21 protein-coding genes and 1 tRNA gene are annotated in these 21,313 nt (G+C 43.7%); 17 read left to right on the top strand and 5 right to left on the bottom strand.

Going from position 1 to position 21,313, the window contains the following annotated elements; translation table 11 throughout:
* Positions 1 to 148: 148 nt before the first annotated feature.
* From AB5N96_RS07635 to AB5N96_RS07615, 5 genes are all read left to right on the top strand, one after another.
* The gene (locus AB5N96_RS07635; RefSeq protein WP_499705142.1) at positions 149 to 2,158 is read left to right on the top strand and encodes a penicillin-binding transpeptidase domain-containing protein; all 2,010 of its coding nucleotides are present in this window, start codon (positions 149 to 151) and stop codon (positions 2,156 to 2,158) included.
* A 48-nt stretch (positions 2,159 to 2,206) separates the two neighbouring features.
* Positions 2,207 to 3,127, top strand: coding sequence for a 1,4-dihydroxy-2-naphthoate polyprenyltransferase (locus tag AB5N96_RS07630; RefSeq protein WP_204589494.1), 921 nt, complete (start codon positions 2,207 to 2,209; stop codon positions 3,125 to 3,127).
* Between the two features lie 99 nt (positions 3,128 to 3,226).
* The gene (locus AB5N96_RS07625) at positions 3,227 to 3,448 is read left to right on the top strand and encodes a transcriptional regulator (protein WP_499705141.1); all 222 of its coding nucleotides are present in this window, start codon (positions 3,227 to 3,229) and stop codon (positions 3,446 to 3,448) included.
* 77 nt (positions 3,449 to 3,525) lie between these two features.
* A complete protein-coding gene (locus AB5N96_RS07620; RefSeq protein WP_204589496.1) occupies positions 3,526 to 4,086 on the top strand; it encodes a DEAD/DEAH box helicase family protein in 561 nt (186 codons plus the stop codon).
* Positions 4,087 to 4,179: 93 nt separating this feature from the next.
* Positions 4,180 to 4,905 carry a hypothetical protein gene (locus tag AB5N96_RS07615; protein ID WP_499705140.1) on the top strand — a complete coding sequence of 242 codons (726 nt, stop codon included), beginning with the start codon at positions 4,180 to 4,182 and terminating at the stop codon, positions 4,903 to 4,905.
* An 87-nt stretch (positions 4,906 to 4,992) separates the two neighbouring features.
* On the opposite strand, the gene AB5N96_RS07610 is transcribed toward AB5N96_RS07615, so the two are convergent.
* A tRNA-Val gene (locus tag AB5N96_RS07610) sits at positions 4,993 to 5,065 on the bottom strand.
* Positions 5,066 to 5,175: 110 nt separating this feature from the next.
* Between AB5N96_RS07610 and AB5N96_RS07605 the strand changes: the two genes are divergently transcribed.
* The 5 genes from AB5N96_RS07605 (at position 5,176) to AB5N96_RS07585 (ending at position 9,568) form a co-directional block, all read left to right on the top strand.
* Positions 5,176 to 5,382: a helix-hairpin-helix domain-containing protein gene (locus tag AB5N96_RS07605; protein ID WP_499705139.1), complete on the top strand. Its 207-nt coding sequence runs from the start codon at positions 5,176 to 5,178 to the stop codon at positions 5,380 to 5,382.
* A 105-nt stretch (positions 5,383 to 5,487) separates the two neighbouring features.
* On the top strand, positions 5,488 to 6,420 hold the full coding sequence (gene glsA, locus AB5N96_RS07600; RefSeq protein WP_499705138.1) for a glutaminase A: 933 nt from the start codon (positions 5,488 to 5,490) through the stop codon (positions 6,418 to 6,420).
* Between the two features lie 167 nt (positions 6,421 to 6,587).
* Positions 6,588 to 8,324 (top strand): carbon starvation CstA family protein, encoded by a 1,737-nt coding sequence (locus AB5N96_RS07595; protein ID WP_499705137.1) that lies wholly within the window; start codon positions 6,588 to 6,590, stop codon positions 8,322 to 8,324.
* Positions 8,325 to 8,372: 48 nt separating this feature from the next.
* Positions 8,373 to 8,636, top strand: coding sequence for a cory-CC-star protein (locus AB5N96_RS07590; protein WP_204589500.1), 264 nt, complete (start codon positions 8,373 to 8,375; stop codon positions 8,634 to 8,636).
* A gap of 11 nt (positions 8,637 to 8,647) precedes the next feature.
* Positions 8,648 to 9,568, top strand: coding sequence for an ArsA family ATPase (locus AB5N96_RS07585; protein ID WP_499705136.1), 921 nt, complete (start codon positions 8,648 to 8,650; stop codon positions 9,566 to 9,568).
* Between the two features lie 50 nt (positions 9,569 to 9,618).
* On the opposite strand, the gene AB5N96_RS07580 is transcribed toward AB5N96_RS07585, so the two are convergent.
* Positions 9,619 to 10,413: an alpha/beta fold hydrolase gene (locus AB5N96_RS07580; protein ID WP_204589502.1), complete on the bottom strand. Its 795-nt coding sequence runs from the start codon at positions 10,411 to 10,413 to the stop codon at positions 9,619 to 9,621.
* Between the two features lie 113 nt (positions 10,414 to 10,526).
* Here AB5N96_RS07580 and AB5N96_RS07575 point away from each other — a divergent pair, with 113 nt between their 5' ends.
* The 5 genes from AB5N96_RS07575 to AB5N96_RS07555 all read left to right on the top strand — a co-directional run bounded on the left by AB5N96_RS07575 (position 10,527) and on the right by AB5N96_RS07555 (position 15,171).
* The gene (locus AB5N96_RS07575) at positions 10,527 to 11,393 is read left to right on the top strand and encodes an SDR family oxidoreductase (RefSeq protein WP_204589503.1); all 867 of its coding nucleotides are present in this window, start codon (positions 10,527 to 10,529) and stop codon (positions 11,391 to 11,393) included.
* 87 nt (positions 11,394 to 11,480) lie between these two features.
* Positions 11,481 to 12,599 carry a radical SAM/CxCxxxxC motif protein YfkAB gene (gene yfkAB, locus AB5N96_RS07570; protein ID WP_499705135.1) on the top strand — a complete coding sequence of 373 codons (1,119 nt, stop codon included), beginning with the start codon at positions 11,481 to 11,483 and terminating at the stop codon, positions 12,597 to 12,599.
* Positions 12,600 to 12,838: 239 nt separating this feature from the next.
* Positions 12,839 to 13,639 carry a DUF4397 domain-containing protein gene (locus AB5N96_RS07565; RefSeq protein ID WP_499705134.1) on the top strand — a complete coding sequence of 267 codons (801 nt, stop codon included), beginning with the start codon at positions 12,839 to 12,841 and terminating at the stop codon, positions 13,637 to 13,639.
* 58 nt (positions 13,640 to 13,697) lie between these two features.
* On the top strand, positions 13,698 to 14,252 hold the full coding sequence (locus tag AB5N96_RS07560) for a class F sortase (RefSeq protein ID WP_499705133.1): 555 nt from the start codon (positions 13,698 to 13,700) through the stop codon (positions 14,250 to 14,252).
* Positions 14,253 to 14,361: 109 nt separating this feature from the next.
* A complete protein-coding gene (locus AB5N96_RS07555; RefSeq protein WP_499705132.1) occupies positions 14,362 to 15,171 on the top strand; it encodes a DUF368 domain-containing protein in 810 nt (269 codons plus the stop codon).
* Positions 15,172 to 15,229: 58 nt separating this feature from the next.
* Here AB5N96_RS07555 and AB5N96_RS07550 read toward each other — a convergent pair whose 3' ends face one another.
* Both AB5N96_RS07550 and AB5N96_RS07545 read right to left on the bottom strand, forming a co-directional pair.
* Positions 15,230 to 16,975, bottom strand: a complete 1,746-nt coding sequence (locus AB5N96_RS07550; RefSeq protein WP_499705131.1) for a helix-turn-helix domain-containing protein — start codon at positions 16,973 to 16,975, stop codon at positions 15,230 to 15,232.
* Between the two features lie 4 nt (positions 16,976 to 16,979).
* Positions 16,980 to 18,161, bottom strand: coding sequence for a M20 family metallopeptidase (locus AB5N96_RS07545; protein WP_204589509.1), 1,182 nt, complete (start codon positions 18,159 to 18,161; stop codon positions 16,980 to 16,982).
* A 204-nt stretch (positions 18,162 to 18,365) separates the two neighbouring features.
* On the opposite strand from AB5N96_RS07545, the gene AB5N96_RS07540 reads away from it, so the two are divergent.
* Positions 18,366 to 19,892 carry an AbgT family transporter gene (locus tag AB5N96_RS07540; protein ID WP_499705130.1) on the top strand — a complete coding sequence of 509 codons (1,527 nt, stop codon included), beginning with the start codon at positions 18,366 to 18,368 and terminating at the stop codon, positions 19,890 to 19,892.
* Positions 19,892 to 21,178: a Zn-dependent hydrolase gene (locus AB5N96_RS07535; RefSeq protein WP_239584816.1), complete on the top strand. Its 1,287-nt coding sequence runs from the start codon at positions 19,892 to 19,894 to the stop codon at positions 21,176 to 21,178. The genes AB5N96_RS07540 and AB5N96_RS07535 overlap by 1 nt, the downstream gene beginning before the upstream one ends.
* Here AB5N96_RS07535 and AB5N96_RS07530 read toward each other — a convergent pair.
* Positions 21,164 to 21,313, bottom strand: coding sequence for a hypothetical protein (locus tag AB5N96_RS07530; RefSeq protein WP_499705129.1), 150 nt, complete (start codon positions 21,311 to 21,313; stop codon positions 21,164 to 21,166). The two genes, AB5N96_RS07535 and AB5N96_RS07530, sit on opposite strands and share 15 nt — an antisense overlap.

The following is a 21,313-nucleotide window of genomic DNA, read 5'->3' as shown; positions in this document are numbered from 1 at the left end:
CAGAAGTGGTCTGTCATCTTCCACTGCGAATATACCAATTCCGAGAGCTGTAGTAAAGGGAAGTGGTAACATTTTGAATGATACAACCTGTATATAAACGCTTTATAAACTGATATGGTACGATTAGGAAAAGATAGGAGTGGGCGAGATGAAAAAGTGGGGATTTGGCGTTGTGGCGATGAGCGGTCTGTTACTCGTCGGCTGTACGGATGAAGTGACGCCACAAGAACGGTTAGAAGCGTATATAGCCGCGTGGGACGAAGGAGATTATGAAACACTTTATACAGAATTTTTATCCGATGAAACGAAACAGCAGTTTGATGAAGCAGCATTTATTGAACGTCAAGTGGCTTTAGACGAAGCGCTGGAGATTACAGAAAGAGACATCACATTTACAGCTCCATCGGAAGATACAGAGTGGGAGTCGACTGAACCAGCAACTTTCCCGGTGCAAATTCAAGTCGAGACGAGTGCAGGTCCGATTGAGTGGGAACAAGAGATGACGTGGCAGCCTGTTGAAGAAGAGGAACTGACATGGATGGCGGAATGGGATACGGGATTTATTTTGCCAGGGCTAGAGCCAGAGGACCAAGTACGTGTGACGACGCAGAATTTTGCACGTGGAGAAATTTATGACCGGAACGGAAATGCATTAGCCATCAATGGGACCGGTTTTGAAGTAGGACTTGTACCTGGTAAGTTTACAGATGACACCTTAAAGCCCCGTCTTGCAGAACTACTTGGAATTTCTGTCGATTACATCGATCAACAACTAGGACAGAGCTGGGTAACAGATGATGTCTTTGTCCCACTTGATAAAATTTCACAAGTGGATGATAGCCGTGCAGCTCTACTTGAAATTCCAGGTGTGTTGCTCCAAGAGACGGGAATGCGCGAGTATCCATACGGAGCCGCGACTTCTCATCTAGTGGGTTATATTGGACCTATCACAGCGGAACAATTGGCAGAGCGTGAAGAAGACGGTTACACAGAGTTTGATCAGATTGGGCGTCAAGGACTTGAGCGTTTCTTAGAAGAGCGGTTGCGTGGGGAAAGTGGCAAACGTATTTTTATCGATAAAGCAGCGGAGGGTGCGGAAGATGTGACACTCGCGGAAATTGCGCCAGTGGACGGGGAGCGTATCGATTTGACCCTCGACGCAGAATTACAACGCGTAACGTACGACGCAATGGACGGGGAGCCTGGAACTGCCGCAACAGTTGACCCGAAAACAGGAGAAGTGTTAACACTTCTTAGTTCTCCAGGATTTGAGCCATCTGAGTTCATGCTCGGTATGACGCAGAGTCGTTATCAAGAGTTGAGTGAAGACCCGCTCCAACCTCTGTTTAACCGGTTTGCTGCATCCTACGCTCCAGGTTCAACATTGAAGCCGATTACAGCGGCGATTGGTATGGAAGCAGGCACTTTAAATCCAAACGAAGGCATTGTGATTGAGGGGGCGACTTGGCAAAAAGATGCGTCGTGGGGAGACTATCGTGTGACGCGCCTTCACCCGGAAGCGCCGAACCCAATCGACCTAGAAAAATCACTGGTCTACTCAGACAATATCTACTACGCGCAGCAAGCACTTGCAATGGGGCGCGAGACGTTCATCACAGGACTTGAGGCATTCGGATTTGGCGAAGACATTCCATTCTTTTTAAATCTGCAATCGTCTCAAGTATCAAATGACGGTACGATCTCATCTGAAGGACAACTGGCGGATACGTCGTTTGGACAAGGACAAATGCTCGCAAATATTTTACACCTCGCAACAACGTACCAACCGTTTTTGACGGACGGTACGATGTGGCAACCGACCCTTCTTTTAGAAGAGGAAGATCAAGTGGTATGGAAAGAAGGACTCGCATCTCCTGAAACGATTACGGAGTTACAAGCGGGTATGCGCAGCATGGTCGTCGACGGATTCGCGCAAGCTGTCAACCTTCCAGGGATACCGGTAGCTGGCAAGACGGGGACAGCTGAACTGAAGGTAAGTCTAGATGCTGAAGGACAAGAGAACGGCTTTTTTGTCAGCTATCCTGTAGAGACGGAAGCATTTATCATAGCCATGATGATTGAAGATGTTGAAGATAATGGAGGGAGTGGGTATGTCGCGGAGAAAGTGGCGACTGTCTACAAACTTTTGTATGAATAATGCTATAATAAAGTGCTATGTAGTTTAGGAATAAAGGAGATTTTCATCATGACAGCACTTGATTCGACTGCGCCGATTTCGCGCGGCAAATTGATGTGGCAGATGACGCGTCCGCATACATTGACGGCAACGTTTGTACCGGTCATTTTAGGGACCGTGATGGCGCTTTTTGAAACATCGATTCACTGGGGACTGTTCCTTGCGATGATGGCAGCGGGACTTTGTTTACAGATTGCTACAAATTTATTTAATGAATACTATGATTTTAAAAAAGGTCTTGATACGGCAGAGTCTGTTGGGATCGGTGGCGGAATTGTTCGTCACGGCTTAAAGCCAAGCATGGTTCTTTCAGTCGCTCTGATTTTATACGTAATCGCTGGGTTTATTGGGATTTATATCGCGGCGTCAACAAGCTTCTGGTTGATTGTGATTGGCGTTGTGGGAATGGCTGTGGGCTATTTCTATACAGGAGGACCTCTTCCGATTGCCTACACACCATTTGGTGAATTATTCGCTGGCGTGTTCATGGGGATTGGATTTATCTTGATTGCGTATTACCTTCAAACGCTCGAAGTGACGATGTGGGCATTTTTGTTGTCCTTCCCATTTGGGATCTTAGTTGGGGCAATCAATATGTCGAACAACATTCGGGATATCCAAGAAGATACGATTGGTGGGCGTAAGACATTGCCGATTTTACTAGGACGCGAACGAGCAATTACTGGTCTTGCTATCGCATTTATCGTGTCGTATGTGTGGATTGTTGCGCTAGTCGTTTTACAGATTGTTACGCCATGGGCACTACTAGTTTTACTCGCAGTGCCAAAATCCATCACAGCGATTAAGAGCTTCCGTTTGGGAAAAACGAAGCCGATGATGATGGGACCCGCGATGAAATCAACGGCTCTTACGAATACGTTTGTTGGAATTTTACTGACGATCGGTCTGTTTATTGAGTGGCTTTTATAAAGAGTTTTCTCGGCATTTCGAAACTAGGGATGCCGAGTCTTTTTTGTTGTAAAAAGAACAAGTGTTCGTTTATAATGAGAACAAAGGAGGTCGGAAAAGATGCGTGAGCAGTTTGTAAAAGCAATGAAATACAATCAGTTGATGGATGTAGTCTACATGGACAAAGCTGGGAAATTAACGAAAAGACGAATCAGAGTGTTGAAGTTGAACGGTGATAAAATGTGGATTTGGGATACTGCGAAACAAGCGAAACGAACTTTTTTAGTCCATCATGTGCTCGCATGTCAACCCGTCCTCCATAAAGAGCGTGCCATTTTATAAAAAGCATTTTCTGACAGCTTGTCTATGGTACACTAGGAAAAACTTTCTTAAGTGGATAGATGTCAGGGGATGTTGAAATGAAGTTAGTATTACTATTTGGACCTCAAGCTGTTGGGAAGATGACTGTCGGGCAAGAACTTGCCAAAATCACTGAATTAAAATTGTTTCACAATCATATGACCATTGATTTGGTCTCGCATTTTTTTGATTATAGTACGAAAAAAGGGCAAGATCTTGTAAATTCATTCAGAAACCAAATCTTTGAAGAAGTCGCAAAGAGTGATTTAGAGGGCCTCATTTTCACATTCGTATGGCGATTTGATAAACAACTCGATTGGGACTATGTACAAAATGTAGTGGATACTTTCGAAGCGGAGAATGCTGAAATTTATTATGTTGAATTAGAAGCAGATCTTGAAGAGCGCCTTGCACGCAATAGCACACCGAACCGTTTAGAACACAAACCATTTAAGCGGAATCTAGAATGGTCTCGAAACGATGTCATCACAACGGCTGAGAGGTTCCGGCTGAATTCTCTACCTGATGAGATTTCGTTCTCGAATTATCTTCGACTAGATACGATGACAAAAACTGCTGAAGAGACAGCACGAGAAATAAAAAAGCATTTTCAATTTTAGCGCGACGGGCATACTGCAGTATGCTCGTTTTTTGTTTGGGAAGCGGTTCAAATCAAATAGGAAAAGGGAATAGTAGGACAGGAGGTGAAAACTATGGGCTTTGTTGCGAGTGTACTTTGTATGATTGGTTTTGTACTTATCCATTTATTCGCGCGTCATTTAAAGTTTTTACGAAAACGACCACGCAGTCATTTTTTATCGATAGCAGGAGGAATCTCTGTTGCTTACGTATTTCTTCATTTACTTCCTGAATTAGCAGACTTCCAAGAGAGCTTGAAGGGTGAGGGGATCTTAGGGTTTATTGAACATCATATTTATTTACTTGCTCTACTGGGGCTCGTGCTTTTTTATGGCTTAGAGAAATATGTAAAGTCTTCGCATAAAGGACGGCGTGAGGGTTCTTCCCTTACACACAATCCAGGTGTATTCTGGGTACATATTGGAATTTTCACTTTGTATAACTTCAGTATTGGTTATTTACTTGTTCGCGAGGAATTTACCGAGTCCTTAGGTCCACTTGCGTTCTTTGTGGCACTTGGTGTTCATTTCATTACGATTGATATAAGTTTAGATGAACAACATGACCGTGATTATGCGCGCTACGGAAGATGGCTTCTTGCTACTGCAATTGCCGTAGGATGGGCAGCCGCCACATTTACAGATTTGCATCCATTTATTCTATCTTATTTAGTCGCTTTATTGGCAGGTGGAATTATTTTGAATGTTATGAAGGAAGAATTGCCAGAAGAAAGTGAAAGTAGTTTTCGTGCGTTCTTTTTAGGGGCAGTAGTGTACAGTTTGATTCTTATTTTTATATAAAAAAAGAGCCCCTAGACATACGGTCTACTAGGACTCTTTCATGTGAAAGCCGTGTTCCGACAGCTTCCACGTGGGTTTGGCACCCAATGATCCCGACTGGGTTCGAACCAGCGACCTCCACCCTGTCAAGGTGGCGCTCTCCCGGCTGAGCTACAGGATCTATTTTTTACTGACAAAGATTATTATACCTCTTTCAATCAAGAGTGCAAGAACTATTTATAAATTGAAGTAGTACATAAGAGCTTAATAAAAAAGAAGGAGGTATCTCTCATGGGAAAAGAACAGAACTCTACACCGGTTCCCACCACACTTCCAAAGCCTGCAGTACGAGCGCTCGATGCAAATGGCTTAGATTCATTAGAGGCAATCAGCAAGATGTCTGAAAAAGAATTGCTCTCGTATCATGGGGTTGGTCCGAAAGCGATTCGCCTACTAAAAGCGGCAATGACGGAACATGGTCTACCATTCAAAGAATGAAAGTAGGCCTATCATTTCCAACTACAGTTGATTCAAAAGGTGTTTTGTCCCCATTGGATACCTGGTAAACTAAAACCAGAATCTTAAAGGAAAAGAGGAGACTCGATGACACTCAAAGAATATGAAAAACAACTAGAAGAACTCTTCATTGACTGTGAGAGAAACTGTGAAAACAATGGAAAGGTTGCTTCTTATATACCTGCCCTCGAACGCGTAGACCCTGATATCTTTGCCGTCAGCATTATGGACACACAAGCACGTTCCATTTCGAGTGGAGACATCGACTTCAAATTTACGATGCAGAGTATTTCAAAAGTCGTGATTTTCTTATATGCCTTAGAAAATTACGGAGAGGAAGCCGTCTTTGAACGAATCACTCTAGATCCGACAGGGGACCCCTTCAACACCATCATGGGGATTCAAAGTACATCAGAGGGGAACGTGCACAACCCGATGATTAATTCTGGTGCCATCGTGCTCAGTTCGATGATTGCAGAAAAAGAAGGGCCGGAAGCTTTGCAAAATATGCTGGAGTTTACTCGGACACTTACAGGAGATGATGGTATCTACGTCGATGTCGAAGTCTTTGACTCTGAAAAGTCCACAGCCCTTCGGAATAAAGCGATTGCTTACTTCTTGCAGGCATCGGGATCTATCCATGATACAGAAGACTCGCTCGACTTATACTTCCAAATGTGTTCCATCGCTGTAACTGTCGAAGACATTGCCCGAATGGGTTCGCTTCTTGCCAATAAAGGAATTGATCCTTTTTCAAACGAACGAATTTTGCAAGATGCCAATGTGAAAACAGCAAATGCCTACATGCTGCTTAGTGGAATGTATGATGCGTCTTCACGCTTCACCATCAAAGTTGGGTTTCCTGCAAAAAGTGGTGTTTCCGGAAGTATTTTAGCTGTTGTCAGTGACCGGATGGGGATTGGCATTTTATCTCCACCACTTGATTCTAGAGGGAATAGCGTGAAGGGAATCCAATTGTTAAAAAAGCTCTCAGAACAATGGGACCTCTCTGTATTTTGATACTACTAAGGCCTCTCGCAAAATGCGACAGGCCTTTTTTCTTACGTTAAGTAAAAGAAGTTCCAAATACCCCATAATAATTAGTGTATTTCTAATATTGAAATAATTATTGCCTTATATTATGATGAGGTAGTAATCACTACTGGAAAATGGGAGGGGATTTGGAAATGAATGCGATTGCACTTGCCTCGATAGGGTTATTTGTTTTTATTTTAGGTTACCGGTTTTATTCTAAGTTTCTAGCAGAGAAAATCTTCAAGCTTGACCCGAATTACGTGACACCTGCTCATCGTTTTGAAGATGGGGTAGACTTCGTGCCGACAAACAAATGGGTTCTATGGGGTCATCACTTTACATCTGTAGCAGGAGCTGCACCAATCTTAGGTCCTGCAATTGCTGTTTACTGGGGATGGCTACCAGCCTTCTTATGGGTTGTTTTAGGTACAGTTTTTGCAGCAGGGTTCCATGATTTCGGAACACTTGTATTGTCCGTTCGAAATAAAGGACAATCTGTCGGTACACTTGCTCACCGTCTAATTGGCCAGCGCGGAAAGATTTTGTTCTTATTCATTATTTTAATTTTAGTATTAATGGTAAACGCAGTGTTTGCTTGGGTAATCGCAAATCTCTTTATTTCATTCCCAGCGGCTGTCTTACCAGTCATGATTCAAATTCCGCTCGCGATTTGGATCGGATATTCGGTGTATAAAAAGCAAGGCAAGATGTTGATTCCAAGTTTGATCGCTTTAGTTGTAATGTATGCGACAGCTGTCATCGCAAGTAGTGTTGACTGGTTGCAGATTGACCTTGTCCGTTACATGGGCGGCGAAGAAGGCGCTGGATTGTTTGGATTAGGCGCTATTTCTACAGCGTTCTTTATTTGGATTGTATTTTTGATGGTGTATGTCTACATAGCTTCCACATTACCGGTGTGGCAACTTTTACAGCCACGTGACTTTATCAACTCGCATCAATTAGTTGTTGGTTTGTTCATTTTATATGCTGGGCTTCTGTTCACCAACCCGCAAATCACAGCACCTATGACGAACCAAACAAATGATGTTTCTTGGTTGCCATTACTCTTCATCACAATCGCATGTGGCGCGATTTCTGGATTCCACGGACTGGTTTCTTCCGGGACATCGTCTAAGCAACTTTATAAAGAGACAGATGCGCGCTTTGTAGGGTATGCCGGAGCGGTTGGAGAAGGTGTGCTAGCACTTGTATCCATCATTGCCGTCATTACATTCTTCCCGACTGCAGATGCGTTCCGCGAGAGTTATTCAAGCTTTGCCGCTGCAAGTGGTGGTGGATTAGGAAACTTCGTACAAGGGGCTGCCCAACTCGCAGAAGGTCTTTTCATTCCAGCAAACATTGCGACGACCATTGTGTCCATCATTGTTATTAGTTTCGCAGCTACAACGCTCGATACTTCTGTACGTCTTATGCGCTATATCATTGCGGAGCTTGGACAAGAGTACAATCTTCCAGTCTTAACAAAAACACATGTAGCGACGACGATTGCAGTAGCGTCTTCAGCAGCACTTGTATTGATTCCAGAAGGACCAAACGGATTTGGTTCGGGTGGTTACTTGCTATGGCCGTTATTCGGAACGTCGAATCAATTGTTAGCAGGAATTTCACTATTGCTTCTAACAATTTGGTTGAAGTGGTTAGGCAGAAACTATTGGGTTGCACTCATCCCGATGATCTTCCTGATTTTCATGACGATGTATGCGATGGCGCAACAAGTCTTCTTCCAATGGGCGATATGGGGAAGTAACCCGAATACCCTATTGTTCGTATTCGGAGCTATCATTTTCGGATTCACACTGTGGATCTTGTTGACAGCTGCATCTGCTCTCCGTAAAGGAATCGATCCGAATTACAATTTCGACGAGTAAAACTAGGGCCGCTGCAAGGCGGTTCTTTTCTATGAAGGAGGAAGAGACATGTCACTCTTTGAGAAGATGAAGGCATTGGTGGCATTTTATGAAGAGGTCTTATCGATGCCACACCGATCTGAAATCGTACGGGAACTCAGAGACCAAGACGATATGTTTTTATTCATGTTGTACTCCGAGATGCTTGGAATTCCAAATCCGGCCTACTATTACACATTGGAATTATATCCATATATGATGGAACAATTTCATGACTGGCATCTCCGGATGGGGATGGATAAATCACCAATGACGGGATTCCGTTGTTGTTAGGGGGATACACCATGACGACACAGCAGATTGTATTTGTAGGAGGAAAAGGCGGGGTTGGAAAGTCGACATCAGCGGCTGCGATTGCGTGGAAGTTTGCAGCTGATGGGTTGAAAACGTTACTTGTCTCTACAGACCCCGCGCACAATGTAGGAGATATCTTTGACACCCAGATCGGCGGGGAAGGGAAAGAGGTCGCGCCGAACTTGTTTGCGCTAGAAATTGACCCGGAGACCGAAACGACCAAATATATTGACCAAGTGAAGGTGAATGTAAAAGGAACCGTCAATCCGACCATGATGCAAGAAGTATACAGACAGCTTGATACAGCTAAAGCTTCTCCAGGAGCAGATGAAGCCGCGCTTTTCGATAAGATTGTATCGATTGTGTTGGATGAGCGCGCGACCTATGACAAGATTGTCTTTGATACGGCTCCGACAGGTCATACGATCCGCTTGCTGACGTTACCGGAGCTAATGGGTGTATGGATTGAAGGGTTGTTACAGAAGCGCGAAAAGACGAATGAGAATTATGCACAACTTTTAAATGACGGAAAACCGAGAGAAGACCCGATTTATGATGTGTTGCGAGAACGGCAACGTCGATTTAAAGCGGTACGGGAGGTTTTATTAGATGAGACGATGACAGGATACATCTTTGTTTTGAATCCTGAGCGATTGCCCATTTTAGAGACTCAGAAAGCCGTCGATCTTCTTCACAATTATGGCATCCATGTTCGCACATTGATTGTAAATAAAGTGTTACCTGATGAAGTGGAGGGTGCGTTTATGATTGAGCGTAAAGAAGCAGAAGCACCATATCTCGCGACGATTGACAAGCGCTTTCCGAAGCAGAGGAAAATCAGAATTCCATTTTTTGCTCGAGATATTTCAACGAAAGAGCAATTTGAAAAATACGCAGCGCATTTGGAGTAGTAAAAAAAAGCACTTTCTTTAGGTATGAATCTAAAGAAGGTGCTTTTTGATTAAGGAGTTTGTCTACGCTCGATTTCTAAAAACTCGAGAATAAAGTCCAAATACAAGAGCCGCTGCTCGACATTTGGTGCATGTCCAGACTCATTGAATTCGGCAAACGTTGCATGTGGGATGAGTCGAGCGGTCTCTCGTCCTTCTTCTGCCGGATTTAATTGGTCATGGTCCCCACTGATGACGAGAGTTTTTGCTGAAATTCTCTGTAGTTCATCTTTGAAATCAAATCCAAGAAGTGCATCGTTTGCAGCTTGAATCTGGTCAGCTGTCATGGAATCTGACTTTTTCGCTGCTTCTTTGCTCCATTGTCCAACAGCCTGCAAATCATGGTACATGTATTTGGACGCTTTTAAGATTTTCGCGTTGTGGGTTAACCCCTCAAGTTCCTCACTGTGAGACTCAAATAGAGCTTGCATGGAAGAGGTTTTTCCAGAAGATTTTGTTGCAACCAATACAAGTTTCTCTACTCTTTCACCTAATCGAATAGCAAGAGCTTGTGCGATATAACTGCCCATTGAAACGCCGATGATAGAGAGGCGAGATAAACCGAGTTCCTCGATCAGTGCCACGCAATCCTCTATCATTGAATCAAGAGTATAAGTCGCGGGGCGTGTTGAATCGCCGTGTCCACGAAGGTCAGGTGCGATGACACGTACATATTTTTGTAAGACTTTTACTTCCTCATCAAACATATGCCGATTTCCTGTTAGTCCGTGAAGTAGCAACACAGCGGGTCCGGAACCTTTTTCTGTGAAAGTGAGTTGAATATCATTTACTGTAGTTGTCAACATTCTGGTGCCTCCTTCTCGTTACTTGTTTTATGCCCAATTACTAGAAAACTAAACGTTTTAAATGCCGATGCTAGGGAAAATAAGTAAAAGAGCAAACATGGAGGAGGAATTCGATGAATATTCATGAACGTCAACAAGATGGTCAACCACCTCAGACGCAAAGTACACAACCAGGGGTAGAGTCAAAAATGGATCCGGCACCTGTCCATCCGACGGACTATATCGGGGCTGGAAAACTCAAAGGCAAAGTCGCGCTTATTACAGGGGGCGACAGTGGGATTGGAAAAGCCGTCGCCATAGCTTTCGCGGCAGAGGGTGCGCATATTATTATCAATTATTTAGATGAGGATGAAGATGCAGAAGAGACAAAAGCACTTGTAGAAGAACGGGGAGGAAAAGCGCTCCTTATGAAAGGTGACGTTTCAAGCGAAGACTTCTGTAAGACGCTCGTTCAGAAAGCTGTCGATGAGTTTGGACAGCTCGATATTCTTGTGAATAACGCGGCAAAACAATTCCCGCAGAAGTCGCTAGAAGATATAACAGCTGAGCAATGGGATCTTACGTATAAGACAAATATCTATCCGATTTTTTATCTATCGAAATTCGCACTCCCTCATTTGAAACAGGGCAGCTCAATTATAAACACAACATCTGTGACAACGTATATGGGGAACGAAGAGTTGATTGATTATGCTTCAACAAAAGGGGCAATCGTCGGCTTTACGCGTAGCCTGGCTCAAAATGTGGCACCAAAAGGCATACGGGTGAACATGGTAGCTCCTGGGCCGATTTGGACACCACTGATTCCTGCAACATTTGATAAAGAGCATGTGGAGGAGTTTGGAGTAGGGACACCTTTAGGCCGACCTGGACAACCGCGTGATTTGGTCGGCGCATATGTGTTATTGGCTTCTGAAGACGGCGCGTATATGACAGGTCAATGTATCCATGTTAACGGTGGAATGTTGATGAGTTCGTAAAGAGTAGCGAAGGCTGCTCTTTTTTCTTTGGCCTAAAGCATGTACAATAGAACATGGAAATTTACTAGAGAGAGGGCAGTACACCTAATGGTTTTACATACAACACCGCATCAAACACCCACTCAAGACGATTGGGAAGCCTATTTTGATATCAGCCGCCACGGGAAACTTACACTATCAAGTATTGAACTGACTACAACCTACTTATGCAACATGCGTTGCGAACATTGTGCGGTGGGTGACATTCTTGCACTTAAAGACCCAAATCCGATTGCGATGGATAAACTCTTCGCTAAGTTGGATGAGATTCCTCACTTGCGAACACTCAGTTTAACAGGTGGAGAACCTTTGTTCTCGAAGAAGTCTCTCGAACAAGTGATTCTACCCCTTTTAAAATATGCCAAAGCACGAGACGTTCGCACCCAAATCAACTCCAACCTTACGATGCCGTTTGAACGCTATGAGGCAATTGCCCCCTACTTAGATGTTCTTCACATCTCTCACAATTGGGGAACGCCGGAAGACTTTATCGAAGGTGGATTTGCGAACATGCCAACACCGCCCCCTGTTTCTGTTCGTCGTAAACAGTACGATGTAATGATTGAAAACAGCCGTCGACTTTCCGAAATGGGCGTGTTTGTATCGGCAGAAACAATGCTGAATAAACGTACGTTTCCTTATATAGAAGAAATTCATCGACAAGTTGTAGAAGAAATGAAGTGTAGCCGTCATGAAGTTCATCCAATGTATCCGGTTAGTTTTGCTTCCAACTTGGATGTTCTATCATTAGAAGAAACCCGACAAGCGATTTCACGATTACTTGATGTGCGAGACCCATCTGTTTGGATGTTGTTTGGAACACTTCCGTTTTATGCTTGCAGTTCCGTACAAGAAGATATTGATCTGCTAAAAGAACTTCGCAAACAACCGAACGTCACCGTGCGAAATGACCCGGATGGACGATCACGGCTCAATATCAATATCTTTACGGGAGAAGTAGCGGTTACAGACTTTGGTGAAGCGGCGAAAGTTGGAAACCTACTAGAATCCTCCTTACCTGCAATTTATAATTCTTGGTTAGAAACACAAACAGCCCAATCTATGAATTGCCATTGTCCAGCGGTTTCTTGCCTCGGGCCAAATCTTCTGGTCAAAGATGCTTATTACCCAACAGTTAATTTTCAAAATCGTAAAGCAAGAGTTTGATGAAGACCTTATACAAGACGATGCAAATCAACTTGTATAAGGTTTTCTTTTTTTTGTATAGTAATCGTCAAACTTTTAGTGAAAAAATGATGTAATTATGATTTAAATAGTAGAATATATTTAATTTGAAGCATTCAGTCTTTTTGGTAGCCTTTTCACTTGTACAATCTTTGTATATGCGGTATAACTAAGTTGTACAAAAGGTGTACAAACATTAAACAAGCAGAGGAGAGAAGAAGATGAAAAAAATCTTGGTAACACTTGCAGTCGTCTTGTCCATGGTATTTTCACTAGGAGTAACTGCTTTCGCTGATAGCCATGAAGGCGCGAAAGTACGAGTTGTCCACGCATCCCCAGATGCTCCAAATGTTGATGTTTATGTAAACGGTGAATTGACACTTGAAGATGTACCATTCAAAGCAGACTCTGGCTATTTAGATGTACCTGCTGGGACACACAATGTGGAAGTATTTGCTGCTGGTAGTGAATACATGGAAGGTGACGCAGTATTACAAGCTGACCTAACAGTTGAAGCTGGTAAAGCTTACACTGTAGCTGCTGCTAACCTAGTTGAATCTCTTGAATTCGTTGTAGCTGAAGATTCTATGGAAGTATCTGAAGGTATGACAAAAATCCGCGTAGGACACTTATCACCAGATGCACCAACTGTTGATGTCGGTCTAATCGGTGGAGACGCAGTATTTGCTGGCGCTACTTTCCCTGGAATCACAGATTACATGGAATTAGAAGCGGGTACGTATGATCTTGAAATCCGCACTCCAGATGGCACTCAAGTTCTTCCTTTAGAAGGAACTGAATTAGCTGCTAACACAGTATATAGTGTGTTTGCAATCAACACTGCAGACTCTTTAGAAGTACTTGCTTTAGTAGACTACCAAGGTGCTGGATCTCCTGAAGAAATGCCAGCTACAGGTCTTGGAACTCCTGAGCAAAACACAATGATGTACTTATTACTTGCTGGTGGATTAGTGCTAGTAATGGGTGGAGCATTTGCATTCCGCAGTCGTTTTCAAAACTAGTGTTTTTCTTCTCTCACTGCTCCTCTTTGCAGGCTGCGCGCCTGTAGATGAGGTGGCAGTGAAAACAGAGACTATTGGATTTGAAGCAGAAGCTCCAAGTGAGCGTGTGGCACCAGTTGTTAAATCAGCAGTGCAACCTACTGAAAATCCTATAAATGCTGCTTTATCTAAAGGTATCTCGCCACAAACTATACGCATCCCTTCTATTGGAGTGGAAGCGCCTGTTCAACACTTAGGTGTGAATGAGAAGGGTGAAATGGCAGTGCCGGATGAAATCAATGAAGTGAGCTGGTTTGAACCTGGATATAATCCAGGGCAAAATGGACGTGCTGTCATCGCGGGTCACGTAGATGGAGTAGAAGGTCCGGCCATCTTTTGGGATCTTGCAGATGTACAAGCAGGTGACGTCATTGAAGTCGCAGGGGAAGATGAGACACTGACATTTGAGATTTATAAGCTAGAGTCAATACCCCTTGCCCTAGCAGATGTTTCTGAAGTGTTCGGGTATACCTCTTCACCTGAACTCGTGTTGATTACTTGTTCCGGTACCTACAACCGAGAATGGGGGACGCGCGAGGAACGACTAATCGTCTATGCCAAACTTATCAATTAGTCTAGAAAAGGCAATGTCTCAAAAGGCATTGCCTTTTTGCATTGTGCAAGTTCGATGAGTTCCGCTATACTAGAACAATGTGAGTTGTAAAAAAGGAGCGGTACGTTTCATGGAATGGAAAAATATTTTACGTGGTTTTGCAATGGGGATTGCCGATTTAATTCCGGGTGTCAGTGGTGGGACGATTGCTGTTATTTTAGGCATTTATGATCGCCTCATTGCAGCGATTAGCGGATTTTTTAGTAAGGAATGGAAGCGTCATGCACTATTCTTGATTCCGCTTGGTCTTGGTATGGTCATCACCATCTTATCGTTAAGTCGAGTGATTGACTTTTTGTTAGAAAATTACTTTGCACCTACACAATTTTTCTTTTTAGGACTAATCATTGGGATAATTCCGATGTTATTTAAAGAATTAGATTCTAGAGCAAGCTTCAAGTCTTCGTACTGGATTGCCATTGTTATTGGAACAATTTTGGTGGCAAGTATGGCGTTTATTCGCCCGGCTGAAGCAGATATCATCACGAATTTATCGCCAGCGACAATGGCCTTACTGTTCTTTTCAGGTTGGTTAGCGAGTATGGCGATGTTGTTACCTGGAATCAGTGGTTCCTTCATCTTATTGTTAATCGGCGTTTATCCGACTGTAATTCGTGCACTTTCCGAGCTGAACATTCCGCTTATTCTCATCATTGGAGCCGGAGTGGGAGTAGGATTTATTGTAAGTAGTAAAATTATTCGTTATTTGCTCACGCATAAACCGGGAATTACGTTTGCTGTGATCATCGGTTTGGTTTTAGGTTCTCTTGCTGTGGTATTTCCTGGATTACCGGAAAGCGGCTTGCAATGGATGCTAAGTTTAGTGACGTTTGCGGCGGGCTGGATTATTGTCCATCTGCTGAATCGTGTCTCTGTATAAAAAAGAAGAAAAGCATGCGTGCCCGAGGGCATGCATGCTTTTTGGTATATAATCAAGTTTACATTCGTGCCTCTATAGAGTCTTGAAAGAGTTCAAGAGCTGTATGGAGGGCTAATAGATCTTCCACTTTTGTCAGGGAACGACCCGTAATGTCTTCAATCCGCTTCAACCGATAAATTAAAGTGTTGGCGTGTATATGAAGTATTTCTGACGTAGCTTTCATTTGTTGGTTGGAGTGGAAATACACGCCAAGGGTTGCGATTAATTCTCCGTTTTTTTCACGATCATAGCGGATGAGCGGCCCTAATGTTTCTTCGATAAAGCCTTCAATTTCAGCCTTTGGTGCTTGTAGTAATAACCTGTGTAGACCTAAATCATCGAAACGGATAGAGGTGTCTCGGAGGTCTCGTTTTTCTAGATACCTTAACGATTGATAAGCTTCTTGTGATGAATAGTATGCGCGTCTTAGATGAGCATGTGTTTTCCCAATTCCAACAACAACAGAACGATTTGTCAATGTCTTCAGCTCTCGTAACCACTGGCTCCAAATTAATTGAATCTCCTGAGAATCTTGTTCGCTTGTTAAATGAATAAGAACTTTCAACTCTCTACTATCCAGTGACGTAAAGTGCGTAAAGCCTTGTAAGTATTTTGTTGCCTGTTGAATAACTTTTGGGTACATGATCACCCTCTCGATTGGCGCATCAAAACGAGCAATCGTAACAACAAATTCCCCCTCTACGGGTAGGTGGAGTCTTTTGGCAAGTAAAGGTAGATCCTCTTTTAAAACACCAGAGAACAACTGTTCAGCAAATTCCCCACGCATCTGGAGTTGCGCATCTTCTATAGCTCTGCGTTTGATCAGTTCCATCGCAAGAATACTACTCGCGTGCTCAAGTGTGTTACTGTCGATTGCATCAAACGGTTCATTTTTTGCACAAATTAACCAACCAACAGATTCAAGTCGCGAACCTAAACGAAATGATGCAAGATGGTAATTTGTTTCCGCCACTTGAATTTGTTGGCGTAGATCCTGAGAGTATGCTTTTAAAATCGGCTCAAATTCAAGGGTGGATGGTGTAACAGAATACTCACCCTCTTCATTCACCACTGCACATACGATTCTTAACTTGTCCTCAATATAGTAGGTGATTTCTTCTAGTGACTTCCCGTTCAACACGAGCTCTGTTAACTCTCTATGAATAGTTGAAGCTCGTTGTAATGCATGATTTACGCGTTTTACATCTTTCATAGCTTGCTCTTGTTTTTGGTAGAGACGAGCATTCTCAAGAGTCAATGCGGCCTGTTGCGAAATAGCTTTTACTAGCTTTAAATCTTCGTCCGTGATTTCAACAGGTTGAAATGCATCTAATGTGATAACACCCAAACACTGACCTTTCACAAGTAGTGGAGCACAAATTGTGGAGTACGGCATTGTCGGCACGGATAGATGAAGATACTCTTTATTTTCAGGTGTCAATGTATTGGTCAGAGAAGTCACAGAGTCACGTCCCTGGTAGAGAACGATTTCTTTCCGAATGAAACATTGACCAGTCATAGATTCACCCGGTTTTAATGCTACTTTATCGATGATGGTTTTATCTAGAACGGTGGTCTTTTTAGCAATCAGCCGTTGTCGCTCTTCGTCAAATAAAAACAAGACGCCCCCATCAATCGCTTCCACTTGCGATACACATACTTGCAACAGAGACTCAATAATCGTATCGATATCTAGTGAACTGTTCATCACATTCGAAGCATAGAGAAGGGATTCGAGTTGGCGCTTTGATAAAGACTCGTTCATGATATTAACCTTCCAAGTAATCAAACGTCACTTGAATCAGAACATTTGCAGCGTCAACCATTGCACGCTCGTCAAAGTCAAATTTTGGATGGTGATGTGGGTAGGTTGCGCCTACATCAGGGTTTCCTGCTCCTGTGAAGAAGAATGCGCCTGGACGTTCTAATAAAAAGTAAGAGAAATCTTCTCCTCCCATGATAGGTTGCATCTGGACGACGTGCTCTGCTCCGACAACCTTAGTCGCTGCGTTGGCAACTAGATGTGCTTCCTTCTCATGGTTTACAACAGCTGGATACCCTTTAAAGAAATCAAATGAATAAGTGGCACCGCTTCCTTCACAGACACCTTTTATCACACGGTCCATCTCTTCGATGATCTGATCTTGAACTGCCGTATCGAATGTGCGAACTGTTCCACCAATCTCTGCGCTATCTGGAATGACGTTAAATGCGGACCCAGAATTGAACGTTGCTACAGTCAATACAGCTGGTTGCAACGGGTCGAGGCGGCGACTAACGATTGACTGGAACTGGCTAACGACTTGAGTAGCCAAATAGAGACTATCGATTGTTTCGTGAGGGGAAGCGCCGTGACCGCCGCGTCCATTGATTTTGATTGCAAATCGGTCCGCTGCAGCCATAGACGGACCAGGAGCCCATCCGATGTTACCGTGAGGAACCATTGACCAAAGGTGCATGCCGAATACTGCGTCAACCCCGTCGAGACATCCGGCATCTATCATTGGTTTCGCCCCACCCGGTGCCAATTCTTCAGCGAATTGATGAATAAGTACAACATTTCCTGTCAAAAGTTCACGATTTGTTTGTAACACTTTTGCTACTGCCAATAAAGTTGCCGTGTGCCCGTCGTGTCCACAAGCATGCATCTTTCCGGCGACCTTTGAGCGGTAAGGAACATCTTTCTCATCTTGAATAGCTAACGCATCGAAATCTGCCCGCAGTGCGACAGTCTTGCCGGGCTTTCCGCCATAAATTCTTCCAATGACACCACGCCCGCCAACACCGGTTTCCACTTCAACTCCCAGTTCAGTTAAATAGTTTGCAATGAATTTTGGGGTCTCTACTTCTTCAAAAGATAGTTCAGGGTTTTCATGAAGATGACGACGTATGGCCACCATCTCATCATATAAACCTTCGATTTGTGCAAATAGTTCGGATGTTGTAGACATTTTCTAACCTCCATGAATTTTACTACTTTTCATTATACACTGACAAATTCCAATATCTATGGATAGTTACACAAAGTAAGTGAAGTTTAGTTGTTCATTTATACAATGAATAGAATTTCATTTTGGATAAACACACATAGCTTTATCTGGATAAAGCGTTATAATGAAAACTATTAATTTTCTGAAAAGTTGGAGGAGAGTCTTATGGAAGTTACGAAGAAGCGCGGATTGTTATCGAGATTTTTAGATATCGTTGAAAAGGTTGGAAACAAACTGCCGGATCCAGTCACCCTGTTTATCTTATTTGCTTTAGCTATTTTAGTAGTCTCTCATTTTGCAGCGATGGCCGGCTTGTCTGTGGTAAACCCAGGGACAAACGAGGAAGTAAAAGCAATCAGCCTATTAACGAAAACCGGCTTTCAAGAGATTATGACGAAAATGGTATCAAACTTTGCGAGTTTCCCACCACTGGGTCTTGTGCTCGTAACCATGATTGGGGTCGGACTTGCCGAAGGTGTGGGTCTAATTTCTGCTCTTCTTCGTAAGGTCGTTCAAGCGGCACCTAAGAAGATGATTACGTTTGCCATTGTATTTGCAGGTGTACTTGCTAACATGGCGGGAGATGCTGGTTTTATCGTCTTACCGCCAATTGCAGCACTAGTATTCATGAGTGTGGGGCGACACCCGATTGCTGGGATGGCTGCTGCCTATGCAGCGGTTGCAGGTGGTTTCAGTGCCAATTTGATTGTCAATATGTTGGATGCCTTACTTGCAGGGTTTACACAAACAGCTGCTGAGATTGTGAATCCGGATATTGTCGTCAATCCGGCAATGAACTTTTACTTCTTGTTCGGATCTTGTTTCATCATCGTGCCACTCGCGATCTGGGTGACAGAAAAAATCGTCGAGCCACGTCTTCCGGAATACACAGGTCCGAAGCTTTCAATGGAGCCTTTGCAAGCTGTTGAAGTAAAAGGGCTAAAGCTTGCAGGTGTTGCAACACTTGTATTCCTTTCGTTAATTGCACTTACAATCGTTCCGGAAAATGGCTGGTTGCGTGGAGAAGACGGAGGCATTGTCATTTCTCCGTTTATGAGTTCTTTAGTGCCTGTCATTATGGGGCTCTTCCTATTCCCGGCACTTGCTTACGGTTTCACTACAAAAGCTTTAAGTAACGATAAAGATGTAGCGAACGAGATGGGGAAGGCGATGAGTTCGATGGGACTTTATATCATCATCGCGTTCTTTGCAGCACAGTTCATTGCTTATTTTAATTGGAGTAATCTCGGCATCATCATGGCAGTGAACGGAGCAGAACTTTTACAAGGGATTGGCTTTAAGGGGTTGCCGTTATTGATCGGTTTCATCTTGTTCTCCGCCTTCTTGAATCTTTTCATTGCATCGGCTTCAGCTAAATGGGCGATTGTGGGACCTGTCTTTGTTCCGATGTTTATGCTACTCGGCTATAGCCCGGCATTCACTCAACTTGCATATCGTATTGGTGATTCGATCACAAATCCGATTACGCCGATGTTTGCTTACTTTGCTATCTTGCTCGCACTCGCTAAACGCTATGATAAAAACTTGGGACTTGGGTCACTCATTTCCATCATGCTCCCGTACTCGATTGTCTTTGGGGTTGCGTGGATCGTATTCTTTGCGATTTGGTACTTCTTAGGACTACCATTAGGACCAGGAGCAGTTATTGAGTATCCGTTAGGAGGAGAATGATGTTTACATACGAACGTTTAGTGCAAAACTTGCAAGATGTTCCGACTTTCCCTGGGATTGATGCGCAAGAAATCGCTGACAAATTAAATGAACTTATGCAAATTGGTAGGACATCTGAAGGCGGGATGCACCGCTTTCCCTATACTGATACCGAAACACGAGCAAAAGCCGTATTTGTGCGTTGGATGCAAGAAGTAAAGTTACAAGTGCGGGAAGATGCAATCGGCAATCTTTATGGTCTGTATAAAGGGCAAGATTCAACGCTGCCTGTTGTCATGACGGGATCGCATTTAGACAGCGTACCTAACGGAGGAGCATTTGATGGTCCTCTTGGTTGTATCAGCAGTCTGCTTGCAATCAAAGCGATGCAGGAGCGAGGGATTCAGCCGAAGCGTGGAATTGAAGTCGTTGTCTTTGTGGATGAGGAAGGCGCGCGTTTCCGTAACGGAATTTTCGGGAGCCGTGTGTTGATGGGAGAAGTGACGTACCAAGACTTGCTACGTTTTTCCGATGATGAGGGAGTTGCGCTTGTCGATGCAATGCAAGAAAGTGGTTTTACTGCCGAAGATGTACAAAAGCATAAACGTCACCCTGAAGAAATCCATGCCTTTCTTGAACTCCATATCGAGCAGGGCGTGAAACTCGAAGCAACAGGTACAGATATAGGGGTCGTTGAAGGAATTGCTGGTCCTGCCTGGCTGACAGCAACATACAAAGGCAATACCGACCATGCTGGTAACACACCCATGGATGCAAGGAAAGATACGGTGCCTGCTGCAGCAGAACTTATTTTAGCTGTTGAAAAGTTCCCCCGTGAAATCAACGAAACAGCTGTAGCAACTGTGGGGAAACTGCATGTTCATCCGAACGGGTCGAACGTGATTGCAGGCGAGACGCAAGTAACGGTAGATGTGCGTGATATTTATGAGGATACACGTGCGGAGCTACTTTCTCGCATCCAACAAGCTGCATATGAAATTGCAGAACGACGTGGTTTAGAAGTTGTAGTGGAACAAGATGTGCAAATTCCTCCTGTGTTAGTGCCAGATCAAATCCAACAAGTGATTCGAGAAGCCGCCGAAAAGTGCGGCCTTTCTACCATGCCGCTTGTCAGTGGTGCCGGTCATGATGCCATGATTATGGGGAAGTATGTTCCGTCTGGCATGGTATTTGTGCCGAGTCACAATGGGAAAAGTCATTCACCAGATGAGTGGACGGAGTTATCGGATTGCGTGAAAGGTGTCGCCGTCATGACGGAGGCTCTGCTTGCTCTAGCTGAGAACTAAAACAAACCTGCTTTTCTCAAACAATGAGAAAGGCAGGTTTTGTTGTTTCGTCTTGTTCAAACGATCATTCCGGATGTTCATGGAAATATCTAAATAAAGTAACCATTTGTTCATATAAAATAATGAATTTGTCAT

This window comes from Chryseomicrobium imtechense (genome assembly GCF_041475995.1).
GTDB lineage: Bacteria > Bacillota > Bacilli > Bacillales_A > Planococcaceae > Chryseomicrobium > Chryseomicrobium aureum.
The sequence above is the reverse complement of the archived record's forward strand: the minus strand, read 5'-3'. Positions and strand labels throughout refer to the sequence as shown.